We start from the raw sequence: 22547 nt of genomic DNA on the forward strand, positions 1-22547 counted from the left end.
CAGGTTACCCGGTCGCGCTGGGCCCCCGGCATACGCACGCGCGGCCCCGCGTGCGGCGCCGCTCACCAGGCGCGCGCGCTCGACGCGGCCTCGAGGGCGATGCCCTCCGACCAGGGCGCCGTGATCCAGCTGATCAGCGCGGGCCGGGCGAACGCGCCCAGCCGCACCACGGCGGTGCGCCCGTCGGGCGAGGACGCCTCGAGCACCTGGACGTCGTCGAGCCCGTCCACGAGCTCCGGGTGGTCGGCGAGGAACTCCTGCACCGCTCGGCGCACGCCCGCGTCGGTGATGGGCACGTGCCCGCCGGGCGACCCGGCCTGATCGCCCGCGTAGTACCGCGCGGCCGAGACCTCGTCCGACGCGGTGATCGCCGCCGCGTCCGCGGTCGCCAGCAGCCGCTTGCGGTCCAGGTGCACGCCCGTCGCCGAGACGACCGCCGTCACCAGCAGCAGCGCGAGCACGCAGAACCCGATCGCCAGGATGGTGGTCTGCCCGTCGTCACCAGTGGATGTGCGCCACCGCTCGCCCCACCAGGCGCGGCGTTTGGTGGCCCTCGACGTCGTCACTGGGCGCCCCGGAATCTGTCCACGGGCGCCACATGCCGGGCACTCACCGGGATCTCCAATGGCACGACCCCTCGCACGAAGGACGGCACGAACGGCAGCGGCACCGCGATCTCCACCTCCGCGGAGACCTCGCTGCCTGGCTCGAGGCACGGGACGCTCGAGCACCCGAGAGTCAGGGCCTGTGACGGGCTCGCGTCACCGAACCCCTGATCGGCCAGCGCCAGTCCCACCGCCGCGATGGCGCGCTCTGTGCCAGCCGACGGGTCCTCCGCGCGGGCGAAAGCGCGTCCGGACTCGCGTGCGGCCCCCTCGACCGCGAACGTCGCCGCCTGCAGCCGACCGAGCACGAGCACCAGGTACACCACGGGGATGATCAGGAGCAGCGCTGCTCCCAGGAACTCGACGACCGCGTTGCCACGATCGTCTCCAGCGGTCGCCAGACGCGCCCGCCACCACCGAACCACCCGGGGCGGTCTCATTCGCCTCCCTCAGCGAGCGCGTGACCGACGACGGTGAGCGCCCGGTCCGGGCCGAGCAGCCCGGCGACCGGCATCGGCGCGGTGATCCGCACCTCGACCACGTCGAGCCCGTCGACCTGGGCGCGCCGCGCGCTGACCTCCTGGGCGTACCTGTCGGACAGGCCTGCGGACACCAGCGCCCGGGTGCGCTCCGCGCCCTCCTCGACGCCCCGGTCCGCGAGCGCCGCGTAGCGGGCGCCCTCGGCCGCGCAGTCGACCAGCGTGTTCCGCACGTGCTGGATGAGGGCCAGTTGCAGCACCGCCGCGAAGATCAGCGACGTCAGCGCCCCGACGAGCACGAAGTCCACCAGCGCTGACCCCCGCTCCCCCGCCGCCGCGCCGTTCGGTGGCCCGTGCTGTGGGCTGTTCGCTGAGGCGCGCCACCGACCGAGCGGGGCGACAGCGGACCGCCGCACGAGGGTGTCCGGCCCTGTCACGGAGGTCCCGTGACGCTCGCGATCGAGCTCTCGAAGAGGTTGGAGAGCGCCGGGCCCGCCACCGCCCACAACGCCACGACCAGGCCCGCGGTCATCAGCGTGATCAGCACCCATCCGGGCACGTCACCACGGTCGTCGCCCGCCCACCCCGCGCCAGGCCGCGCGGCGAGGGGACTGCCCGCCTCTGACTGGTCCCTGTCGCCGTCATCCCGGTCCATCGCTTCCTCCTGCATGGTGGCTCCTTCATCTGTTGCGGTCCACATGGGTCACAGCCCGACCTTGAGCACGGCGATGCTGGGGAACACGGCGAAGACGATGGTCACCGGCAGGATGAGGAACACCACCGGCACCATCATCAGCACCTCCTTGCGACCGCCCAGCTCCATGAGGTCGCGCCGTCGGTGCTCGCGGACGTCTTGCGCCTGGGAGCGGAGGACCTCCGCCAACGGGGTTCCCCGCTCGACCGCGACGGCGACGCCCTCGGCGAAGCGCGCGAGGGCCGGCAGCCCTGTGCGGTCTGCGAGTTTCTCCAGGGCATGAGCCAGGGGCGTGCCGGAGCGGGCGTCGGCCAGGGTGCGGGCGAGCTCGCCGGAGAGCTCGCCGTGCGTCGTGCGCACCACCCGCTCGAGCGCCCCCACGGCGCCCTCGCCCGCGCTGACCGACAGGGCGAGTAGCTCCGCGATGGTGGGCAGCTCAGCGAGCAGGCGCTCCTCCCGTGCAGTGACCTCCCGGGTGAGCTGGTAGTCCCTCATCAGGACCCCGGTGGCGCCGCACACCACCACGAGGACCAGCAGCGGGAGCATCCCGGCCGACCGTCCGGCCGCGATCAGCAGCGCGAGCGCCAGGCCGGCGGCGAGGCCGACGACTCCCCAGACCACCTGCCCGGCACGGAACTCCTCCACGGTCTCGGTCCGCCCCGCGCGCTCGAGGCGGCGGCGCAGCTCGGCGGCGGGCGACCCGAACCTGGCGACGAACCGCACGCCGTCGACCATGACGGGGGCGATGAGCCTCTCGAGCGTGGGGAACGGGGTGCGGGTGGCGGTCACGCGCAGCAGCCGGGAGCCGGTGCGCTGAGGCCGCAGGTACGGAGCGAGGCGCTCATCGAGGGTGATGCGCCGGGCGGCGAGCCGCCACCACACGACGGCGACGCCGAGCCCGCCTAGGGCCCCCACCCCGGCTCCCAGGAGCGCCCCGCTCATCGCAGCACCCGCGGGTCTTCGGGGAGCCGCCCGATCCGGACCATGGTCAGGTACGCGGCCACGGAGCACACCGCGCCGACGAGCAGGACCACCGAGCCGGCGACGGAGTTGTAGGCGCTGGCGGCCTCGGTGCGGGTGGCGAGCATCGCCAGCACGACCCAGGGCGCGGCCACGGCGAGCCTGGCTGCGTACACGGTCCAGCTCTGCCGCGCCTCGAGCTCGCCCCGGGTGCGCGCGTCCTCCCTGAGGAACCCGGACAGCGTGCGCAGCAGGCGACCGAGATCGGTGCCGCCGACGTCGCGAGTGAGCCGCAGCGCCTCGATGATCCGATCCGCGACAGGGTCCGCGAGCCGCGCCTTCAGGTCGTCGAGGCAGTCCCCGAACCGCCCGGTGACCCGGTAGTCCTCGGCGAAGGCGGCGAACGGCTCGCGGAGCTCGACGGGCCCGCGGTCGCCCAGCTGCGCCAGCGACTCGGGCAACGAGAGCCCTGCCCGGATCCCCGATCCGAGGTGGTCCACGACCTCCGGCCACACGTCGCGCAGGCGCGCTCGGCGGCGCCGCGCACGCCCCCGCACCAGCGCGAACGGCGCTGCGGCGCCCATCAGCGCGAAGCAGAACGACACCGCTGGGGCCCGGGTCAACGCCACTCCGACGAACAGGACGAGCACGCCGAGTCCCGTGCTGGCCGCCGCGAGCGATCCTGGCGTGACCTGCGGCGCCCCGGCCTGCACCAACAGGTCCTGGGTGCGCGCCGCCCACCCGTCGCCCCGGGCCGCCGGTCGGCGGGGAGGCGCCCAGCACGACCACCACACGCAGCAGAGCCCTGCCCCGAGCACCAGGCCGATCACGACGCCCATGGCCAGCCCTCAGCGCCCGGCGCGCAGCAGTGCTGGAAGGTCGATGCCGGCGATCGCGAACCGCTCGGCGTGCGGCGGGTACCCCTCGCCCCGCACGAGCTCCTCGCCGCGCAGGTGGAACAGGTCGGCGGTCTCCACGATCCCGTTCTCGACCCGGCCCGGGACGGCGACGATCTCGCAGACCCGACGACGGCCCCGCGCGTCCAGACCCAGGTGCACCACCACGTCGATGGCTGCGGCGACCGTCGGCACCACGAACCTGTCGGAGATGTTCTCCCCGGCGAGCAGCGGGAGCGTGCACAGCTTGGTGAGGGCCTCCCGAGCCGAGTTCGCGTGCAGGGTGCACATCCCCGGCACGCCCGCGTTCAAAGCCACGAGCAGGTCCAGCGCCTCGGCCTCGCGCACCTCGCCGATGAGCAGCCGGTCGGGGCGCATCCGCAGCGCTTCTTTGACGAGGCGCCGCAAGGGGATCTCGCCGGTGCCCTCGAGGCTGGGCTGACGACACTGCAGTGCCACGACGTCCCGGTGGACGAGCCGCAGCTCGAACACCTCCTCGCAGGTGACGATCCGCTGCCGGGCGGGCACCGAGCCCGCGAGCGCGCCGAGCATCGTCGTCTTGCCAGCCTGCGTCGAGCCGGCCACCAGCACGTTGAGACCCACGCGGACTGCGGCGTCGAGGAACGCCGCGGCGGCCACGGGCAGCGACCCGAGGGCGACGAGGTCGTCGAGCCGTTGGGCGCGAGCCACGAACTTCCGGATGTTGACCGCCCAGTCCCGCCGCGTGACGTCGGGGATGACGACGTGCAGCCGCTCACCGCCCGGCAGGCTCGCGTCGACGAACGGGCTGGACAGGTCCAGCCGCCGGCCAGATGCCTTGAGCATCTGCTCCACCAGGTCCCGCACCTGGCCCGCGGTGAGGATCGTGGTGGTGAGCTCGGGCTCCCCGCGCCGGGCGATGAAGACCTCGGTGGGCGAGTTGATCCAGATCTCCTCGACCTCCGGGTCGTCGAGGTATCGCTGCAGCGGCCCGAGCCCGGCGACCGCGTCGACGACGCTCTTCAGTGCGCCCGCCGCGTCGGCCAGCGGCGGGACGGCGCCCACAACGCTCCGGGCGTCATAGTCCGCGATGGCGTCGGTGACGAGCTGCCGCACCCCGCTGCGGTCGCGCACCGGGTCCAGCCCACGACGACGGATCAGCTCGCGCACCTCGGTCTCGAGGATCGCCACGCCGTCCATATCCGCTCCTCGCCCGGTGCCGCGCCCCTCGGTGCGACCGCGGGCGCCCCGACACTAAGGGAGAAACCAGACAGAACGCACCAGACCGTCCACAGGTCGGCCTGCACCCAGCAGGCAATTCACCCGAACGAAGTGACTGCGGGAATGGTCAACGCCGCCGCCAGCGTGAACCCTGCCTGAGGTCTGCCGCGTCACTGGGCGTCCGGACCTCGGGGCGGGTGCGCCGCGGCAGCTCGACGGCGACCGTCGTCCCGGTGACCGGACCGCTGGTCGACGAGGGTCCGCGGGCAAGGACCTGCTCCACCCGCGCCGCCGAGCCTCTCAACGCCTCGGCCGATCGGTCCTCGAGGTATCCCCACACCGCGGACAGTCTGGATGAGCGCCTCGTGCCCGTCGTCGACCTTGCGACGCAGGTTGGACACGAACCGCTCGACGACGACGGAGTCCCCGCCGAAGTCGTACTGCCACACCGCCTCGAGGATCTGCGTCACCACCCCGCTGACGCGCCTCGCCGGATCTCTGGGCGCAGACGCTCAGAACGGCGGGTCGAAAGCGATGGCGCGTGGAGCAGAGGTGCGCATCGGTTCGGGCAGCCCCGCGACGGAGACGACGTCCTCGGCGAGCGGGCAGGTGGCCGGCCGCACATCCCTGAGCCCTTCCCGCCATCCCGTGCGAGGATCTGCGCGTGATGCCCCGAGGTAGCTAGCCCGCGTCGAGTATCCCCTCTTCACGGGCGCCCTGACCGTCCCGCCGGCCTGTGGGCTGCGGTTGATGCCGTCATGCGCTCAGCCCTCGCTCGCCCATCCCCTGACGGGAGCACCTCATGGCTCGGCACGATCACGCCTTCTCGCGGCTCATCGACGACGCCAGCACGACCCCCATCGACGGGTGGCACTTCTCGTTCCTCGAGGGCAGGCAGACCAGCACACCGCTGCCGTGGGACTACGAGCGGCTCGCGGCGGCGCGCCTGGCGTCCGCGGCACACGTCCTTGACGTCGACACCGGCGGTGGCGAGGTCCTGGCGCGCCTGGCCCCGCCGGCGGGGACGATCGCCGTCGAGGATTGGCCGCCCAACATCCCGATAGCGGCGGCCCGGCTCCAGCCGTTGGGCGTGGAGGTGCGCCAACGCGTCGACGGGCGGCTCCCCGTCGCGGACGCCGGAGCCGACCTGGTCCTCAACAGGCACGGCGACCTGGACCTGGCCGAGGCCGCCCGGGTGCTGCGGCCGGGCGGCGTGCTGCTCACCCAGCAGATCGCCGACGTGAACGAGCCCGAGATCGGGGAGGCGCTCGGCGCTCCCGCGGCGACGTTCCCGAACGCCGTCCGGGACCTGGACGATCTGGCGGCGCGCGTCGAGGAGGCCGGGCTGGTGTGCGAGGTGCGCGCGCAGGCGGCGGTCGTCACCCGGTACCTGGACGTCGGGGCCCTGGTGCTGCAGCTGCGCGCAGTCCCGTGGCAGGCGCCGGGGTTCGTGGCCCACGACTCGCTCGACGCGCTGCGGCGCGTCCACCAGCGGATCGAGGCGCACGGCTCGTTCGACGTGACCAGCGTGCGGTTCTTGCTCCACGCCCGTCGGCCTCGCCGACCCGGCCCCACGTCCTGACCGGGCCCACGGCCGGCCCGCTACCGTTGTGAGGGTGAACACTCCTTCTCCGTCCGGTCGCCAGCACCGCCTGGTCCACGGCGACCACCGCGCCACCATCGCCGAGGTGGGCGCCAGCATCCGCGAGTACGCGGTGGCCGGCCGCCCCGTGACCATGCCCTTCGCCGAGGACGTCATCGCGCCCGCCTACTCGGGCGCCGTGCTCGCCCCGTGGCCCAACCGGCTGCGGGACGGCGAGTACACCGTCGACGGCGTCACGTACGAGGTGCCGCTCAACGAGCACGACCGCCGCACCGCCCTGCACGGGCTGGTCAGCCACGCGCGGTTCACCGCCGTGGGCGAGCCCACCGACACAGCCGTCACGCTGCGCCACGACCTGGTGCCGACGCCCGGCTACCCGTGGCCGCTGCGCATCGAGGCGACCTACACGCTGTCCGACGACGGCCTGCGCGTCGAGGTCGCGGCGACGAACCTGGGCGGCTCGGCGGCGCCCTACGGCGTGGGCTTCCACCCGTGGCTCTCCCCCGGCGACGCCCGCGTCGACGAGTGCACGCTGCGCCTGGACGCCGCGACGCACGTGGTCAACGACGACCGGCTGCTGCCCATCGGCGTCGAGCCGGTCGACTCCGATTTCGACTTCCGGGCCCCGCGCCTGCTCGAGGGGGTCGTGCTCGATGACGCGTTCGTCGACCCGGTGCGCGACGCCGACGGCTTGTCCTGGATCCACCTCGCCTCACCGGACGGCCGCACCGCCTCGGTGTGGATGGACGGGTCGATGGACACCTGGCAGGTGTGCACCGGCAACGGCATCCCCCGCATCGACCGTGGCGGGGTCGCCGCCGAGCCGATGAGCTGCATCGCCGACGCGTTCCGCACAGGCGAGCGCCTGGTGAGCCTGGAGCCTGGCGGCACGCACACCGTGACGTGGGGCGTGACCCTCAGCTGACAGTCCCCGGGACCACGGAGCCCGACCACGCCTGGCGTGGTCGGGCTCTGTCATGTCCTGCTCTGCTGGGGGCGATGCCTTGCGGGACGCGCTGCGTCAGCCGAAGTACTCGCCGTCGTCCTTGACGCCCTGCGTGTACTCCCAGTGCCACCGCTCGTACGGGCCGGAGCCGCCGGGCCGGGCCCACTCCGGGTTGTCCCACCCATAGGAGGGGGCGTTCTGGTTGAGCCAGGTCCACTTGTTGCCGCTCGTCTCCGAGGAGCAGAGGTCCACGGCGAGGCCCCAGCCGTGGTTGGACTTGCCCGGCGCCGCTGCCAGGCCGCCCTTCGTCGCCTTGACCCTGATCTGCTCGGAGAGGGTCCGATAGCCGCTGACCAAGCACATGTCCGCGCCGAACCGGGCGACGAACGCCTCGTTGAGCACGGCCAGGGAGACTGCCGCGTCGGCGCGGAGCTGGGTGCGACCGTCCCAGAGCGCGCACAGGTCAGCGGTCTTGAGCTGGCCATTGGTGCCGGGGGCGCGCTTGGCTCCATCGCAGCCCGCCAGCTCCTCCCGCTCCTCGGAGCGGCTCGAGGAGACGGTCGCGCGGAGCGCGGTGGCGTCGGTGGATATGAGCGCCGAGGGCGGCAGGCCGGTGGTGACGGAGGCGCTGAGCGCCTCGACGGTGCTGGGCAGCGTGGCCTCGGCCTGCAGCTCGGCGCCGAACTCCCCCGACGGCAACGGCTTCTGGGTGAGGGGCACGACCACGGTGACACCCGCGAGCGCGGCGAGCACCCCGAGGCGGACGGTCCAGCTCGCGGTCCGGTTGACCGGGCCACGGGGCACCTCGGACCGGGCGGAACGCGAGCCCGCGCCTGTCCGGGCAGAGCGTGCGCCGCTCGACATGACGCGTGACGTGGGCGCCTGGTCGGCGCGCCGCGCCGCCTGCTCGGGTGCGTGCGCCTCCGCGTGGGCGGCGTGCGACGAGTGCGGGTGGCTGGTGCGCTGGGCCACGGGAGACAGCTTGCCTCGCCGCTGGGCCCGCTCTGCCTGCGCCGCCTGCTCGCGCAGCTGGCGACGGGAGACGACGCCGGGGGCGCGCGGATCGGGCTGCGACCCCACGACACCTCCAGAGCTCATGACCACGACGAGGATTGACCCGTCCGGTGGCAGGCCCCAGCGTCGTGCTGGCGTCCTGCTCCTGAGCGGTCACGAAACCATAACGGACACACGCGGTCGATCCAAGCCGTCTGGACGCCTGTCCAGACATCATCCACCCGAATGCACGACCACGTAACCAACGTTTCGGACATCTCGCACGTCAGCGCATCCCGTCGCGCTGCATCGCGTCCCGGACCTCGCCGACCAGCTCCTCGAGGATGTCCTCCAAGAAGACGACGCCCTCAGTGCGCCCGCCCTGCTCGACCCGGGCCAGGTGGGCCCCGGAACGCTGCATCGCGGCCAGCGCCTCCTCGACCTCGGCCTCGGGCTTCACCACGGCCAGCGCCCGCACGCGCCACGTCGGCACCGGCAGGTCGCGGGTGGCCTCGTCGGCGTACAGGACGTCCTTGAGGTGCAGGTAGCCCACCGGCACGCCCGCGCCGTCGAGCACCGGGAAGCGGCTGTACCCGGTGCGGGCGACGTGCTTCTCGACATCGGCCGGCGTGGCCTCCGCGCCGAGGGTCACGAGCTCGTCGAGGGGGATCATCACCTCGGCGGCGGTGCGGTCGGAGAACTGGATGGCGCCCGAGAGCAGTCCCTGCGCGTCGTCGATGAGGCCCTCGGCCTGCGACAGCTCGACGATCGAGCGGACCTCCTGCGCGGTGAAGGCGGAGGCGACCTCGTCCTTGGGCTCCACGCCGAACAGGCGCAGCACGTGGTTGGCGAGCCAGTTGAGCCCGGAGATCACCGGCCGGACCACGCGCCCAATCCACACCAGCGGCGGCCCGAACCACAGCACCGCGCGGTCCGGCCCCGCGACCGCGAGGTTCTTGGGCACCATCTCGCCGAGCACCACGTGCAGGTAGACGACGATGGCCAGTGCCAGCACGAACGCGATGGGATGCGCCAGGCTGGTGCTCACGCCCACGGCGTGCAGCGGGTCCTCGATGAGGTGCGCGATGGCGGGCTCCGCGACGAGGCCCAGCGTGGTCGAGCAGACCGTGACGCCGAGCTGGGCGCACGCCAGCATGAGGGAGACGTGCTCCATGGCCCACAGCACGGTGCGGGCCCGCCGGTTGCCCGCCTCGGCCAGCGGCTCGATCGAGCTGCGCCGGGCCGAGATGATGGCGAACTCCGCGCCGACGAAGAAGGCGTTGCCGGCGAGCAGGATCGCCGCGAAGAGGAGGGCCAGGCTGCTGTTCACGACTCTCCCCGCTCGTTGCGCGACCAGCGTGGGCCGTCGCGGTCGGGCACCGTGCGGTCCCGCTCGTCGTCGAGGCCGTCCGCCTCGGGTGGGGCCGGGGTGACGGCCACGCGCTCGACGCGCCGCCCCTGCATCTGCTCGACGCGCAGCCGCACGCCGCCTGCCTCGACCTCGTCACCCGCCTCGGGCACGCGGCCCAGCAACGCCATGACCAGGCCGCCCAGCGTCTCGTAGGGGCCGTCAGCCGGCACAGTCAGGCCGGTGACCTCGGTGAGCTCGTCGGGCCGCAGCAGCCCGGGCAGCACCCAGGTGCCGTCGGCCCGCAGCGAGGCGGGATTGCGGCGCCGGTCGTGCTCGTCGGCGACGTCTCCCACGAGCTCCTCGACGACGTCCTCGAGGGTGACGATGCCGGAGGTGCCGCCGTACTCGTCGACCACCACCGCCATCTGCAGCCCGAGCTCGCGCAGCTCGTCGAGGAGCGGGCCCAGGTGCACCGTCTCGGGCACGCGGGGCGCCTCGACCATCAGCGCGGCGGCGGGCACGTCGGCCCGGCGCTCGTAGGGCACCGCGATGGCCCGGCGCAGGTGGACCAGTCCCAGGATGTCGTCCCGGTCCTCCCCGATCACGGGGAAGCGCGAGTGCCCGGTCTCCCGCGAGCGTGCGACCACGTCGGCGGCCGAGTCGTCACGGCGCAGCACGATCATGCGCTGCCGGTCCGTCATGGCGTCCACCGCGGTCAGCTCCTCGAACTCGATCGAGTTCGTCAGCAGCGTCGCGGTGGACATGTCGAGCGTGCCCACCTGCGCCGATCGGCGCACCAGCGACGCGAGCTCTTGGGAGGACCGCCCACCCGACAGCTCCTCGCGGGGCTCCACCCCGACCCGCCGCAGCAGGGCGTTCGCGGAATTGTTGAAGAGCTTGATCAGGGGCAGCAGCGCCGCGGTGAACGTGCGCTGGAACGGGGCGGCGAGCCGAGCCGTGCCCTCGGGGTGGCTGATCGCGAAGTTCTTGGGCACCAGCTCCCCGAACAGCATCGAGTAGCCGTTGACCAGCACCGCGGTGACCAGCACCGCCACCCCCGCGCCGACGGCGGGGCCCAGGAACGAGCCCTCGAGCGGGCCGGTGAGCATCCGGGCCACCGCGGGCTGCGTGGTGTAGCCCAGCAGGATGGTGGTCACGGTGATGCCGACCTGTGCGCCCGAGAGCTCGGTGGACAGCTGTCGCAGCGCCTTGAGCACCGACTGCCCGCGACGGTCGTCTGGGCGGGTCTGCTTGTCCAACAGGCCCGCGTCGAGCGTCACCAGCGAGAACTCGCTCGCCACGAACACCGCGGTGCCGAGGGTGAGCAGCACACCGAGGCCCACGAGGAGCCATTCGGTCAGCACGGACCATCACCGCCCGCCACGCGAGCAGGCGCCGGGAGCCGCACAGGTCGAACAGTGCGGAGGGCGCGGATGATCAGGACAGGAAAGGAGCCGGCATGGTCGCCCCCGGGCTCAGAGGCCCGGGCGGGACGCCGGCAGCTACTTGAGCTGCTCATGGTGAGGACATCCTACGGAACACCCCTGGGCGCCGCACACACCTGCGCACGCCCGGATGCCCGCAAGGCCAGGTCCACCTCGCGGATGGCCCGGATCAACCGTGGGGCTGACCCGGCGCCCAGGGTCGTTGTGCCACCCTGGCCCCATGTCGATCAGTCATGGGGCCGCAGCCAGCACCGGCCCGGGATCCCCCACGACCCTCGTGCTGGTCGTCGAGGACGAGCCCGCCATCGCCACCGCCGTGGCGCATCGCCTCTCCGCGGAGGGCTGGCGCGTCGAGACGGTCGGCGACGGCCACGCGGGAGTCTCCGCGGCGTCGCGGATGAAGCCCGACGTTGTGGTGCTGGACGTCATGCTGCCCGGAATCGACGGGCTCGAGGTGTGCCGGCGCATCCAGGCCGAGCGCCCGGTCCCGGTGCTCATGCTCACCGCCCGGGACGACGAGACCGACATGCTGATCGGGCTCGGCGTGGGCGCCGACGACTACATGACCAAGCCCTTCTCGATGCGCGAGCTGGTGGCGCGGATCAAGGCGCTGCTGCGGCGCACCGAGCGGGCGGCGCGCGCCGCGGAGCTGTTGAGCACGCAGTCGACGCCGCTGCCCTCGCTCGAGGTGGGCGACGTGGTGGTGGACCGCGCGCAGCGGCGGGTGCACCGCGACGGGCTGGAGGTGCACCTGACCCCCACCGAGTTCGACCTGCTGGTCGCGCTCGCCTCGTCGCCGCGCACGGTGCTCACCCGCGAGCGGCTGCTGGCCGAGGTGTGGGACTGGGTCGACGCGAGCGGCACCCGCACCGTCGACTCCCACGTCAAGGCGCTGCGGCGCAAGCTCGGGGCCGATCTGATCCGCACCGTGCACGGAGTGGGGTACGCGTTCGAGCCCTCGGCCGCCGAGGCTGACGCGTGAGCCCTCGGCACGCCCGCCGACTGCCCGATGTGCGCCCGCTCGACCGGTTCCGATCGATCAAGATCAAGCTCGGGATCCTCGTCGCCGCGACGGTGACATTGGCCGCGTTCATCACGTGGCTCGGCCTGAACAACCACCTGGGCCCCTCGCGGACCCTGCCGCTGGCGATCCTCGTCTCGCTGGCGGTGACGCAGCTGCTGGCCCGCGGCATGACCTCGCCCTTGCGCGAGATGACGGCGGCTGCCCGGGCGATGGCCGCGGGCGACTACACCCAGCGTGTGCAGGCCACGAGCCGGGACGAGGTGGGACAGCTCGCCTCGGCCTTCAACACGATGGCGGAGGACCTCGAGCACTCCGACACCTTGCGCCGCGAGCTGGTGGCGAACGTGTCCCACGAGCTCCGCACGCCGGTGACGGCGCTGCAGGCCCAGCTCGAGAACATCGTCGACGGGGTCAGCGAGCCGGACGCCGCGACGCTGCAGGCCGCGCTCGCCCAGACGGAGCGGCTGGGGCGCCTGGTCGCGTACCTGCTCGACCTGTCCCGGGTCGAGGCGGGCGCCGTGGGCCTCGACATCGCGGACGTGCCGCTGCGCGACTTCCTCATGGACGCGGCGGAGAGCGCGGCGCTGGTCGGCGCCGACAAGGGGCTCCGCTTCCCCGTGGAGGTGAGCCCACCGGATCTCACGGTCCCGGCCGACTCCGAGCGGCTGCACCAGGTGGTGGCCAACCTGCTGCACAACGCGGCGCGCCATTCCCCTCCAGGCGAGGAGGTCCGCCTGGTGGCGTCGCGGTCCGGGCCGGACGTCCGCATCGACGTCGTGGACCGCGGGCCGGGCATCGCGCGCGAGCAGCGCACCCAGGTGTTCGAGCGGTTCGCGCGCGGCAACATGCCGGCGACGACGGGCCAGACCTCCACGGGGGGCACCGGCCTGGGCCTGGCGATCGTGCGCTGGGCTGTGGACCTCCACGGCGGTGTGATCGAGGTCGCCGACACCGAGGTGGGCTGCACCATGCGGGTGACCCTTCCCGCGTACCGGCTCTGACCTCGCAAGACGGCTGCGCGGAGTCCGCGTCACGAATAGTGCCGGGGGTACTTGTTCTAGTCCAACTATTACAGTTAGGCTCACACCCATGTCATCGTCTGACGGCGTCATCGAGGTCGCCCACCTGTCCAAGTCGTTCGGCGCGGTCCGCGCCGTCGACGACCTCACCTTCCAGGTGCAGCCTGGACGCGTCACCGGGTTCCTCGGCCCCAACGGCGCCGGAAAGACCACCACGCTGCGCATGCTGCTGGGGCTCGTGAGCCCCACCAGCGGCTCCGCGACGATCGGCGGCAAGCCCTATCACGAGCTGCGCCAACCCATGCGGACGGTCGGCGCCGCGCTCGAGGCGGCCAGCTTCCACCCCGGGCGCACCGCCCTCGATCACCTGCGGGTGTACGCGCCCCAGGCCGGGGTGCCCGACTCCCGGGCCTCCGAGGTGCTCGACCTGGTCGGCCTCTCGTTCGCGGCGAACCGACGGGTCGGCGGCTTCTCGCTGGGCATGCGCCAGCGCCTGGGCCTGGCGACGACGCTCCTGGCCGACCCTCCCGTGCTGCTGCTCGACGAGCCGGCCAACGGTCTCGACCCCGAGGGCATCCGGTGGCTGCGCGTGTTCTTGCGCTCGCTGGCCGCCCAGGGCCGCACCGTGCTGGTGTCGAGCCACGTGCTCTCCGAGGTCGAGCAGACGGTCGACGACGTCATCATCATCGCCCGGGGCCGGCTCGTGCACTCCTCGACCCTGGACGCCCTGGCCCGCCTCGCGCTCCCCCGCGTGCGCGTGGCCTCCCCCGACGTCGCGGGGCTCGACGCGCTCGTCGCGCAGGCCGGCTGGGAGGCAGCGGCCGACGCCTCGTCCCCCGGCCGTGTCGAGCTGCTCGGCGTCGACGCCGCGGCCGTGGGCGCGGCCGCGTTCGCCGCCCGTGTCGAGCTCTCCGAGCTGACCCCCCACGACCCCGGGCTCGAGCAGACGTTCCTCAGCCTGACCTCCCCCGCCCAGGACGCCACGACAGGAGGCGCCCGATGAGGGCCGCACTGACCACCGAGTACCGCAAGCTCGTCACCACCCGGCTGTGGTGGATCCTGCTCATCGCCATGGCGGTGTACATGGCCTTCCTCGCCGCGGTGATGGCGTGGAGCCTCACCCAGGGCGGCGACATGACCGCCGGGGGCGAAGACGTCGCGCTGACAGGCGGCGAGGTCACCCGCATGGTCTACACGCTGGCCCCGTCGCTCGGCTACGTGTTCCCGCTCATCGTGGGAGCCCTGGCGATGACCGGGGAGTTCCGCCACCAGACGATCACGCCCACCCTGCTCGCCGAGCCGCGCCGGACGGTCATGCTCGGCGGCAAGCTCCTCTCCTCCGCCGTGCTGGGCCTGGTCTTCGGCGTGGTCGGCACCCTCGCGACCGTCGCGACCGGCGCCGCGGTCCTCGCCGCGCTCGGCGAGCCGACGTACCTCGGCGAGTCGGACGTGCAGCGGACGATCGTGCTGTCGGTCGTCGCGCTCACAGTGTGGGCGGTGGTCGGCGTGGGCTTCGGCACGCTGCTGACCAACCAGGTCGCGGCCATCGTCGTGCTGCTCGCCTTCACCCAGTTCGTCGAGCCGGTGCTGCGGGTCGTGCTGGGCTTCGCGTCGTGGGGCAACGGCATCGCCCCGTACCTGCCCGGAGCGGCTGGCGAGGCGGTTGCCGGCACCAGCTTCTACTCGGCCGGCGGCCTGTCCGACCTGCTCCAGCCGTGGCAGGGCTTCCTGGTCCTGGTCGGCTACGCGTTGGTGTTCGCCGCGATCGGTCGGATGACGACTCTGCGCCGGGACATCACATGACCTGGAAAGACGCTGCGTCGACCCGTCCTTTGGGCGGGCGGGACGCGCTCGTTGCCCGGAGTTGACCACCTGTGCGGCGGTGGGGTGACACGCGTCCCAGACACCGTCCGCCGGTCTGACTTCCCAGTGTCAAGGCCGTAGTGTTGTTGTCAACAGAACCGGCGATGACGCGGCGACGCCGCGGCGGAAGTGGGCGAACCTCGCGTGTCCCAGAAGGCAGAGCCAGACTCGACCCGGGCCGATTTCGGCGCCAATGAATGGCTCGTGGACGAGCTGTACGAGCAGTATCTCCAGGACAAGAACGCGGTCGACCCCGCGTGGTGGGAGTTCTTCGAGGGCTACAAGCCCGGCGAGAAGCCCGCGACCCGGGACGGTGACGGCGACGAGTCGCCAGCGCCCTCGCCGGGCGGCAACGGCAAGGCGGCGCCCGCAGCCGCTCCCGCCGCTGCGCCCGCGGCGCCTGCTGCGCCCGCCGCCTCGGTGACGGAGAGCAGCATGCCCGTCCCGGTGACCACCTCCGCGCCGATAGCGACCGCCCAGCCCGCCACCGCCCCCTACGCCCAGGCGGCTCCGGCGCGGCTCCCGGCCACCGAGGCCCCGGCCGAGGACTCGGTGCAGAAGCTCCGTGGCCCGGCGGCGCGCGTGGTCACGAACATGGAGTCGAGCCTCGAGGTCCCCACGGCGACCTCGGTGCGCGCCATCCCGGCCAAGCTGATGGTCGACAACCGCATCGTCATCAACAACCACCTCAGCCGTGGCCGGGGCGGGAAGATCTCCTTCACGCACCTCATCGGCTACGCGCTCGTCGAAGCGATTGCCGACATGCCGGCGATGAACGCGGGGTACACCCTGCTCGACGGCAAGCCCGCCGTGCTCACCCCCGCGCACGTCAACCTGGGCCTGGCCATCGACCTGGCGAAGCCGGACGGCACCCGCCAGCTCCTGGTGCCCAGCATCAAGAAGGCGGACACCCTCGACTTCGCGCACTTCTGGAGCGCGTACGAGGACGTGGTCCGGCGCGCGCGGGCAGGCAAGCTCACGGTCGAGGACTTCGCGGGCACCACGATCTCGCTGACCAACCCGGGCACCATCGGCACCGTGCACTCCGTGCCGCGCCTGATGGCCGGCCAGGGCGCGATCATCGGTGTGGGCGCCATGGACTACCCGGCGGAGTTCGCCGGCACGTCCGAGGAGCAGCTCAACCGGATGGGCATCTCCAAGACGATCACGATCACCTCGACGTACGACCACCGGATCATCCAGGGCGCGCAGTCAGGTGACTTCCTGCGCATCCTCGGCCAGAAGCTGCTCGGCGAGGACGGCTTCTACGACCGCGTGTTCGCCTCCTTGCGAGTCCCGTACGAGCCGGTGCGCTGGGTGCGCGACGTCTCGGCCGACCCGGACGCCGAGGCCATCAAGCCGGCCCGGATCGCCGAGCTGATCCACTCCTACCGCTCGCGCGGGCACCTCATGGCGGACACCGACCCGCTCGCCTACCGCCAGCGCAAGCACCCGGACCTGGACATCCAGACCCACGGCCTGACGCTGTGGGACCTGGACCGCACGTTCCCCACAGGTGGCTTCACCGGGAAGTCCCGCGCCAAGATGCGCGAGGTGCTCGGCCTGCTGCGCGACTCGTACTGCCGCTCGGTGGGCATCGAGTACATGCACCTGCAGGACCCGCGCCAGCGCCGGTGGATCCAGGAGCGGCTCGAGACCGGCTACGCCCGCACCCCCCGCGAGGACCAGCTGCGGATCCTGCGCCGCCTCAACGCGGCCGAGGCCTTCGAGACGTTCCTGCAGACCAAGTTCGTCGGCCAGAAGCGCTTCTCGCTCGAGGGCGGTGAGTCCGTCATCCCGCTGCTCGACGCGATCCTGTCGAAGGCCGCCAACAACGGGCTCGACGAGGTCGGCATCGGCATGGCCCACCGCGGGCGGCTCAACGTGCTCGCGAACATCGCGGGCAAGAGCTATGGGCAGATCTTCAGCGAGTTCGAGGGCAACCAGGACCCCAAGTCCGTGCAGGGCTCGGGCGACGTGAAGTACCACCTGGGCACCGAGGGCAAGTTCACCGCCGAGTCGGGCGCCACCACGCGGGTGTACCTCGCGGCCAACCCGTCCCACCTCGAGGCGGTCGACCCGGTGCTCGAGGGCATCGTGCGCGCCAAGCAGGACCGGATCGACCTGGGCGGCGACGGCTTCTCGGTGCTGCCCATCCTCATCCACGGGGACGCGGCGTTCGCCGGCCAGGGCGTGGTGTTCGAGACGCTCAACCTGGCCCAGCTGCGCGGCTACCGCACCGGCGGGACCATCCACGTCATCATCAACAACCAGGTCGGGTTCACCACGGGCCCCTCCTCGTCGCGCTCCTCGCAGTACGCGACCGACGTGGCCAAGGGCCTGCAGCTGCCGATCTTCCACGTCAACGGGGACGACCCCGAGGCGTGCGTGCGGGTCGCGGAGCTGGCCTTCGAGTACCGCGAGCAGTTCGGCCGCGACGTCATCATCGACATGCTCTGCTACCGCCGCCGCGGCCACAACGAGGGCGACGACCCCTCGATGACGCAGCCGCTGATGTACAACCTCATCGAGGCGAAGCGCTCGGTCCGCAAGATCTACACCGAGACCCTCGTCTCCCGCGGCGACATCACCGTGGACGAGGCCGAGCAGGTGCTGCAGGACTACCAGACGCAGCTCGAGCGGGTCTTCACGGAGACGCGCGAGGGCGGCTACACGGCGCCGGCGGAGAGCGAGCCGATCGCGGGCCTGGAGCGGCCCGAGTCGCAGCGCGAGGACGCGGGCGTGATGGTCGGTTGGAAGACCGCCGTCGACGTGAGCGTGCTCGAGCGGATCGGGCGGGCGCACGTGCGGCCGCCCGAGGGCTTCACCGTCCACCCCAAGCTGGCCCAGCTGCTGGCGAAGCGCGAGCAGATGTCCCGCGAGGGCAACATCGACTGGGGCTTCGGCGAGCTGCTGGCCTTCGGATCCCTGCTGGTCGAGGGCACCCCGGTGCGCCTGGCCGGCCAGGACTCCCGCCGCGGGACGTTCGTGCAGCGGCACGCCGTGATGCACGACCGCGAGACGGGCGCCGAGTGGACCCCGCTGCTGTACCTCACGGCGGACCAGGCGAAGTTCTGGGTGTACGACTCCTCGCTCAGCGAGTACGCGGCGCTGGGCTTCGAGTACGGGTACTCGGTCGAGCGGCCGGACGCCCTGGTGCTGTGGGAGGCGCAGTTCGGCGACTTCGTCAACGGCGCGCAGACCGTCATCGACGAGTTCATCTCCTCCGCCGAGCAGAAGTGGGGACAGCGGTCGTCCGTCGTGCTGCTGCTGCCGCACGGCTACGAGGGACAGGGACCGGACCACTCCTCGGCGCGCATCGAGCGCTTCCTGCAGATGTGCGCCGAGCAGAACCTCACGGTGGCCCAGCCGTCGACGCCCGCGTCGTACTTCCACCTGCTGCGCCGTCAGGCCTACGCGCGGCCCCGCCGCCCGCTGGTGGTGTTCACCCCGAAGTCGATGCTGCGGCTCAAGTCGGCGTCGTCGGCGGTCTCGGACTTCACCTCCGGCACGTTCCTGCCGGTGGTGGGCGATGATCTGGCCGCCGCGCAGGCCGGGCAGGTCGACCGGGTGCTGCTGTGCTCGGGCAAGGTCTACTGGGACCTGCTCGCGCAGCGGGTGAAGTCGGGCGACCAGCGCACCGCGATCGTCCGGCTCGAGCAGCTCTACCCGCTCGACGAGGAGGGCCTGCACGCGGCCCTCGCGCCGTTCGGCGACGCGGAGCTGGTGTGGGTGCAGGACGAGCCGCAGAACCAGGGCCCGTGGACGCACGTGTCGATGCACATGCCGCAGATCGTCGGCCGCCCGATCCGTGTCGTGTCCCGGCCCGAGTCGGCGTCCCCGGCGACCGGCTCGGCGAAGAAGCACCAGGCCGAGCAGGCGCAGCTCCTCGAGGAGGCGTTCGCGCGCTGACCGTCACGCCCCGACGCACGACGGCGCCCCGCTCCCCTCACGGGGGCGGGGCGCCGTTCTGCGATCAGCCGTGGCCGGCCGCGGCGAGCTCGGCGACGGCCGCGGACGATGGCTGGCGAGGCCCGCCCGCGAACGTCCGCCGGTAGGCCGCAGGGCTGGTGCCCAGGAGACGGGCGAAGTGGTGGCGCAGCACGGCGGCCGACCCGAAGCCGCACCGGCGCGAGATCTCCTCCACACCGGCGTCCGTGCGCTCGAGCATCTCCTGCGCGCGGGCCACACGCTGCCGGGTGACCCACGCGGCGGGCGTCGCACCGGTCTCCGCCCGGAAGCGGCGCGCGAAGGTGCGCTCGGACATGAGCGCCTGCGCGGCGAGCACCGGCACGGACAGCTCCTCGTCGAGGTGCTCGTGCATCCAGGCGAGCAGCGGCGCCAGGGTGTCGGCGTCCGCCGGAAGGGGCGTGTCGACGTACTGGGCCTGCCCGCCGTCCCGGTGCGGCGCGACCACCATGCGTCGGGCGATGGCCGCGGCGCTGGCCGCCCCGAGCTCGCGGCGCACCAGGTGCAGGCAGGCGTCGATGCCCGCGGCCGTGCCGGCGCTGGTGATCACCCCGTCGTCCTCGACATAGAGCACCGCGGGGTCGACGAGGGCCATCGGGTGCCGTCGCGCGAGCGCGTCGGAGAACATCCAGTGCGTGGTGCACCGCCGCCCGTCGAGCAGTCCTGCGGCGCCGAGCGCGAAAGCCCCGCTGCAGACGCTCAAGACCCAGGCGCCTCGGGCGTGGGCGCGGCGCAGCGTCTCGAGGACCTCCGGCGGCACGGCCGAGCCCAGGTCGTAGGCGACCATGACCACGAGGTCCGCGTGGTCGGCGGCCTCCAAGCCGTGCTCGACGAGGATGCTCATACCGGTCTTCCCCGGCACGGCCCCGGGCTGGGGCGCGCACACGGTGAAGTCGAACGCCGGCCCGCCGGTGTCCCTGCGGTCGATGCCGAAGACCTCGCACACGACGCCGAGCTCGAAGGGCGCGACTCCGGGGAGCACGATGGCGGTGACGGTGCGGAGCATGGAGCCAGTATCCGCGGCGGTTGGCAGAACATCAACGACAGTCGTCATCTCCGCCACTGGTGGCAGAATTCTGCGGAGAGCAGGATTTCTGCCATGGACTCGGTGTGGATCGTCATCGGCCTGGCGGCGCTCATCGGCCTCCTTGCCGTCGCCGTCCGGCAAGTGCGCCGCGACGGCTACGGCTCGCAGCCTCCGCCGCTGTCGCACCCGGCTGGGCGCCTGCGGGACGCCACGCGCGGAACGCCCTACTTCTGACCTGTTCGCGCCTGCCGCGCCGCGCTTCGACACGATCGTGGTCGCGCCGCGCCCGGCGATCGTCACCTCCTGCCGCGCCACGCCTGAGACACTTGGCGCCAGACGCGCGCGTCTCCGGGGCCGACGGTCGCCAGGTGCGCGCGCACGAGACGGGCTGGAGTGATGAGTGTGGGCGAGCAGCCGCTGCGCCTCGCGGTGGTCGGCGACGAGCTGGCCGCCGGCGTCGGCGACCCGAAGGGCCTCGGCTGGGTCGGCCGCGTCACCGCCCGCACGCCCACCCCGACACCCCCTGCCGTCCTGACCCTCGCCGTGCCCGGGGAGACCAGCACCGGCCTCGGCGCCCGCTGGGAGGAGGAGGCCGACCGGCGGTTCGCCGCCGACGCCGACAACCGCCTGGTCATCGGGCTGGGCAGGGCCGACATCGGGGCCGGGCTGTCGCTCGCCCGCAGCCGGCTCAACCTGGCCAACATCCTCGACATCGCCGACCAGCGTCGCATCCCCGCGTTCGTCGTCGGCCCGCCTCCCGGGCGCCCCGCGGACGCCGACCGGCTCGCCGACCTCTCCGCGGCCTACGCGGACGTCGCCACCCGCCGTCGCGTGCCCTACGTCGACACCTTCACCCCCCTCGCGGCGCACGAGCAGTGGCTGGCCGACATGGCCGCGGGCGACGGCGTGCTGCCCAGCCAGGCCGGATACGGGCTGATGGCGTGGCTCGTGCTGCACACCGGCTGGCACACCTGGCTCGGCCTCCCCGACGACACAGTCTGACCAGGCCCGCCGCGCTCAGCGCAAAGTCGAGCGGACAGCCGCGAGCGCGCTGTCCAGGACCGTGCGGACCGTCTCGACCGTGAGCGTCCCGACGCCCGCGCGCGCGTCCGCCTGGCGGAGGTCCGCCCGGACCTCGTCGCGGAACCTCTGCACCAGCGCCTCGACCTCGAGCCGCCGGGCATGGGAGTCGTCGCGCGCGGAGGGCGCGTCGGCGTCCGGGACGCTGCCGGCGCGGGCCTGCTGCGCGGCGGCAGCCAGCTCGGTCCGCAGGCCCGTCATCGACCGGCGCACCTCGTCGCGCACCTGCGCCGCGAGATCCCGCACCGTCCTGGACAGGTCCTCCTCGAGCGACGCCAACTCACCGCGGCGGCGCTCCAGCTCCTCACGGCCGGCAGGGGTGAGCGAGTAGGTGCCCTTGCGCCCGTCGTCGGACCGGCGCACCAGGCCCTCCTCCTCGAGCCTCGCCAACCGGGGGTAGATCGTCCCAGGGCTCGGCCGGTAGACGCCGCCGAACCGGTCCGAGAGCGCACGCATGAGCTCGTACCCGTGCGCGCTGCCCGCCTCGAGCAGCGCGAGCAGGTACAGCCGCAGCTGCCCGTGGGCGAACACCGGCGGCATCAGGCGCCCTGGGGCTGGCCACCGCGCAAAACCGTGAGATGGCCTGAGACCGTCGAGCACGAGATGAAGCAGGACCCCTCGCCCGGGAGGTCGACGTTCGTCTGGTGCGGGCCGGAGCCCGAGTGCCGCCGCCCGTCGACGACCACCCGCCCGGCGACGCTGCGAGCCTCGACGCGCAGGCCGCGCCCGGGTGGCAGGCGCACGGTGGCGTGGCCAGACACGGTCGTGAGGCTCAGCGTGGCCGACTCCGTGGGGACGTCCAGGGAGACCTCCCCCGCCACGGTGTTGGCGAGCACGCGGGTCAGGTCGCCCGCCGCCGTCAGGTCGCCGTTCACGCTGGTGAAGCGCAGGTCGCCAGCATGGCCCCGCACCACGACGTCGCCGGAGACCGACCTCGCGGACAGCGCCCCGCGGGTGCCGTCGGTCACGACCCCGCCGGAGACCGTCGCCACGGACGCGTCCTGCTCGACCCCCGCGAGCAGGCTCTCCGCGCCCACCGTGCCGAGCCGGACCGCCAGGTCCCGCGGGACGGCGATGTGCACGTCGGCCGAGTCGGAGTCGCCGAAGGCACGGAAGGAGTCGATGAACGAGTCCCACCCGCCGAGTGTGAAGGTGTACCCGACCCTCAGCTCGCCCTCGGCGAGGGAGACCTCGAGCGGCCGCCCCACGACCGCGTGCACCTCGAGCCGCACGCCGCGCTGCGCGGGGTCGGCGTGGGCGACCACGTCGACCCGCCCCCGCACGACCTGCACTCGCAGCGCCGCGGCCTCGTCGATCTCGATGACCTGCGGGCCGGTGACGACCCAGGACTCGGTGGCCATGGCTTCCTCCGGAGACGAGATATATCGCGTCT

23 protein-coding genes are annotated in these 22547 nt (G+C 72.9%); 9 read left to right on the forward strand and 14 right to left on the reverse strand.

Annotation, left to right across the window (positions count from 1 at the left end; all coding sequences use genetic code 11):
- Window positions 1–62: 62 nt before the first annotated feature.
- The 8 genes from NP064_RS11555 to NP064_RS16665 all read right to left on the reverse strand — a co-directional run bounded on the left by NP064_RS11555 (window position 63) and on the right by NP064_RS16665 (window position 5307).
- Window positions 63–566: a pilus assembly protein TadG-related protein gene (locus tag NP064_RS11555; RefSeq protein WP_227569510.1), complete on the reverse strand. Its 504-nt coding sequence runs from the start codon at window positions 564–566 to the stop codon at window positions 63–65.
- Window positions 563–1045: a TadE/TadG family type IV pilus assembly protein gene (locus tag NP064_RS11560; RefSeq protein WP_227569509.1), complete on the reverse strand. Its 483-nt coding sequence runs from the start codon at window positions 1043–1045 to the stop codon at window positions 563–565. The genes NP064_RS11555 and NP064_RS11560 overlap by 4 nt, the downstream gene beginning before the upstream one ends.
- Window positions 1042–1392 carry a pilus assembly protein gene (locus tag NP064_RS11565; protein ID WP_227569508.1) on the reverse strand — a complete coding sequence of 117 codons (351 nt, stop codon included), beginning with the start codon at window positions 1390–1392 and terminating at the stop codon, window positions 1042–1044. The genes NP064_RS11560 and NP064_RS11565 overlap by 4 nt, the downstream gene beginning before the upstream one ends.
- A 125-nt stretch (window positions 1393–1517) precedes the next feature.
- Window positions 1518–1739, reverse strand: a complete 222-nt coding sequence (locus tag NP064_RS11570) for a hypothetical protein (protein ID WP_372456375.1) — start codon at window positions 1737–1739, stop codon at window positions 1518–1520.
- Between the two features lie 48 nt (window positions 1740–1787).
- Window positions 1788–2720 (reverse strand): type II secretion system F family protein, encoded by a 933-nt coding sequence (locus NP064_RS11575; protein WP_227569506.1) that lies wholly within the window; start codon window positions 2718–2720, stop codon window positions 1788–1790.
- Entirely contained in the window at window positions 2717–3577 is an 861-nt protein-coding gene (locus tag NP064_RS11580) for a type II secretion system F family protein (RefSeq protein WP_227569505.1), read from the reverse strand. Before NP064_RS11580 ends, NP064_RS11575 begins: the two co-directional genes overlap by 4 nt.
- Before the next feature lie 9 nt (window positions 3578–3586).
- On the reverse strand, window positions 3587–4813 hold the full coding sequence (locus NP064_RS11585) for a TadA family conjugal transfer-associated ATPase (protein ID WP_227569504.1): 1227 nt from the start codon (window positions 4811–4813) through the stop codon (window positions 3587–3589).
- Between the two features lie 191 nt (window positions 4814–5004).
- The gene (locus tag NP064_RS16665) at window positions 5005–5307 is read right to left on the reverse strand and encodes a winged helix-turn-helix domain-containing protein (RefSeq protein ID WP_308015932.1); all 303 of its coding nucleotides are present in this window, start codon (window positions 5305–5307) and stop codon (window positions 5005–5007) included.
- Between the two features lie 329 nt (window positions 5308–5636).
- Between NP064_RS16665 and NP064_RS11595 the strand changes: the two genes are divergently transcribed.
- Window positions 5637–6416, forward strand: coding sequence for a class I SAM-dependent methyltransferase (locus NP064_RS11595; protein ID WP_227569503.1), 780 nt, complete (start codon window positions 5637–5639; stop codon window positions 6414–6416).
- A 34-nt stretch (window positions 6417–6450) separates the two neighbouring features.
- Window positions 6451–7362, forward strand: coding sequence for an aldose 1-epimerase family protein (locus NP064_RS11600; RefSeq protein ID WP_227569502.1), 912 nt, complete (start codon window positions 6451–6453; stop codon window positions 7360–7362).
- A gap of 96 nt (window positions 7363–7458) precedes the next feature.
- On the opposite strand, the gene NP064_RS11605 is transcribed toward NP064_RS11600, so the two are convergent.
- The 3 genes from NP064_RS11605 to NP064_RS11615 form a co-directional block, all read right to left on the reverse strand.
- Entirely contained in the window at window positions 7459–8481 is a 1023-nt protein-coding gene (locus NP064_RS11605; RefSeq protein ID WP_227569501.1) for a M15 family metallopeptidase, read from the reverse strand.
- A 181-nt stretch (window positions 8482–8662) separates the two neighbouring features.
- Window positions 8663–9706, reverse strand: coding sequence for a hemolysin family protein (locus tag NP064_RS11610; protein ID WP_227569500.1), 1044 nt, complete (start codon window positions 9704–9706; stop codon window positions 8663–8665).
- Entirely contained in the window at window positions 9703–11091 is a 1389-nt protein-coding gene (locus NP064_RS11615; RefSeq protein ID WP_227569499.1) for a hemolysin family protein, read from the reverse strand. Before NP064_RS11615 ends, NP064_RS11610 begins: the two co-directional genes overlap by 4 nt.
- 301 nt (window positions 11092–11392) lie before the next feature.
- Between NP064_RS11615 and NP064_RS11620 the strand changes: the two genes are divergently transcribed.
- The 5 genes from NP064_RS11620 to NP064_RS11640 all read left to right on the forward strand — a co-directional run bounded on the left by NP064_RS11620 (window position 11393) and on the right by NP064_RS11640 (window position 18990).
- Window positions 11393–12154 carry a response regulator transcription factor gene (locus NP064_RS11620; protein WP_227569498.1) on the forward strand — a complete coding sequence of 254 codons (762 nt, stop codon included), beginning with the start codon at window positions 11393–11395 and terminating at the stop codon, window positions 12152–12154.
- A complete protein-coding gene (locus NP064_RS11625; protein ID WP_227569497.1) occupies window positions 12151–13197 on the forward strand; it encodes a HAMP domain-containing sensor histidine kinase in 1047 nt (348 codons plus the stop codon). Before NP064_RS11620 ends, NP064_RS11625 begins: the two co-directional genes overlap by 4 nt.
- A gap of 88 nt (window positions 13198–13285) precedes the next feature.
- Window positions 13286–14218, forward strand: a complete 933-nt coding sequence (locus tag NP064_RS11630; RefSeq protein ID WP_227569496.1) for an ABC transporter ATP-binding protein — start codon at window positions 13286–13288, stop codon at window positions 14216–14218.
- Entirely contained in the window at window positions 14215–15018 is an 804-nt protein-coding gene (locus NP064_RS11635; RefSeq protein WP_227569495.1) for an ABC transporter permease, read from the forward strand. The genes NP064_RS11630 and NP064_RS11635 overlap by 4 nt, the downstream gene beginning before the upstream one ends.
- Window positions 15019–15222: 204 nt before the next feature.
- Window positions 15223–18990, forward strand: coding sequence for a multifunctional oxoglutarate decarboxylase/oxoglutarate dehydrogenase thiamine pyrophosphate-binding subunit/dihydrolipoyllysine-residue succinyltransferase subunit (locus NP064_RS11640; protein ID WP_227569494.1), 3768 nt, complete (start codon window positions 15223–15225; stop codon window positions 18988–18990).
- 64 nt (window positions 18991–19054) lie between these two features.
- On the opposite strand, the gene NP064_RS11645 is transcribed toward NP064_RS11640, so the two are convergent.
- Window positions 19055–20053, reverse strand: coding sequence for a GlxA family transcriptional regulator (locus NP064_RS11645; protein WP_227569493.1), 999 nt, complete (start codon window positions 20051–20053; stop codon window positions 19055–19057).
- A 93-nt stretch (window positions 20054–20146) separates the two neighbouring features.
- Here NP064_RS11645 and NP064_RS11650 point away from each other — a divergent pair, with 93 nt between their 5' ends.
- Window positions 20147–20308 (forward strand): hypothetical protein, encoded by a 162-nt coding sequence (locus NP064_RS11650; RefSeq protein WP_227569492.1) that lies wholly within the window; start codon window positions 20147–20149, stop codon window positions 20306–20308.
- A 162-nt stretch (window positions 20309–20470) separates the two neighbouring features.
- Window positions 20471–21076: a GDSL-type esterase/lipase family protein gene (locus NP064_RS11655; RefSeq protein ID WP_227569491.1), complete on the forward strand. Its 606-nt coding sequence runs from the start codon at window positions 20471–20473 to the stop codon at window positions 21074–21076.
- Between the two features lie 15 nt (window positions 21077–21091).
- Here the strand turns inward: NP064_RS11655 and NP064_RS11660 are convergent, their stop codons facing one another.
- Complete coding sequence (locus tag NP064_RS11660; RefSeq protein ID WP_227569490.1) at window positions 21092–21694, reverse strand: PadR family transcriptional regulator; 603 nt, start codon at window positions 21692–21694, stop codon at window positions 21092–21094.
- Window positions 21694–22515, reverse strand: coding sequence for a DUF4097 family beta strand repeat-containing protein (locus NP064_RS11665; RefSeq protein ID WP_227569489.1), 822 nt, complete (start codon window positions 22513–22515; stop codon window positions 21694–21696). The genes NP064_RS11660 and NP064_RS11665 overlap by 1 nt, the downstream gene beginning before the upstream one ends.
- Between the last annotated feature and the right edge of the window lie 32 nt (window positions 22516–22547).

The organism is Cellulomonas chengniuliangii (assembly GCF_024508335.1).
GTDB lineage: Bacteria > Actinomycetota > Actinomycetes > Actinomycetales > Cellulomonadaceae > Cellulomonas_A > Cellulomonas_A chengniuliangii.

Coding starts and splice junctions, on each gene's coding strand:
- NP064_RS11560 (WP_227569509.1), bottom strand. CDS start 1,045: ATGAGACCGCCCCGGGTGGTTCGGTGGTGGCGGGCGCGTCTGGCGACC.
- NP064_RS11570 (WP_372456375.1), bottom strand. CDS start 1,739: ATGGACCGGGATGACGGCGACAGGGACCAGTCAGAGGCGGGCAGTCCC.
- NP064_RS11575 (WP_227569506.1), bottom strand. CDS start 2,720: ATGAGCGGGGCGCTCCTGGGAGCCGGGGTGGGGGCCCTAGGCGGGCTC.
- NP064_RS11580 (WP_227569505.1), bottom strand. CDS start 3,577: ATGGGCGTCGTGATCGGCCTGGTGCTCGGGGCAGGGCTCTGCTGCGTG.
- NP064_RS11585 (WP_227569504.1), bottom strand. CDS start 4,813: ATGGACGGCGTGGCGATCCTCGAGACCGAGGTGCGCGAGCTGATCCGT.
- NP064_RS11595 (WP_227569503.1), top strand. CDS start 5,637: ATGGCTCGGCACGATCACGCCTTCTCGCGGCTCATCGACGACGCCAGC.
- NP064_RS11605 (WP_227569501.1), bottom strand. CDS start 8,481: ATGAGCTCTGGAGGTGTCGTGGGGTCGCAGCCCGATCCGCGCGCCCCC.
- NP064_RS11620 (WP_227569498.1), top strand. CDS start 11,393: ATGTCGATCAGTCATGGGGCCGCAGCCAGCACCGGCCCGGGATCCCCC.
- NP064_RS11630 (WP_227569496.1), top strand. CDS start 13,286: ATGTCATCGTCTGACGGCGTCATCGAGGTCGCCCACCTGTCCAAGTCG.
- NP064_RS11635 (WP_227569495.1), top strand. CDS start 14,215: ATGAGGGCCGCACTGACCACCGAGTACCGCAAGCTCGTCACCACCCGG.
- NP064_RS11645 (WP_227569493.1), bottom strand. CDS start 20,053: ATGCTCCGCACCGTCACCGCCATCGTGCTCCCCGGAGTCGCGCCCTTC.
- NP064_RS11650 (WP_227569492.1), top strand. CDS start 20,147: ATGGACTCGGTGTGGATCGTCATCGGCCTGGCGGCGCTCATCGGCCTC.
- NP064_RS11655 (WP_227569491.1), top strand. CDS start 20,471: ATGAGTGTGGGCGAGCAGCCGCTGCGCCTCGCGGTGGTCGGCGACGAG.
- NP064_RS11660 (WP_227569490.1), bottom strand. CDS start 21,694: ATGCCGCCGGTGTTCGCCCACGGGCAGCTGCGGCTGTACCTGCTCGCG.
- NP064_RS11665 (WP_227569489.1), bottom strand. CDS start 22,515: ATGGCCACCGAGTCCTGGGTCGTCACCGGCCCGCAGGTCATCGAGATC.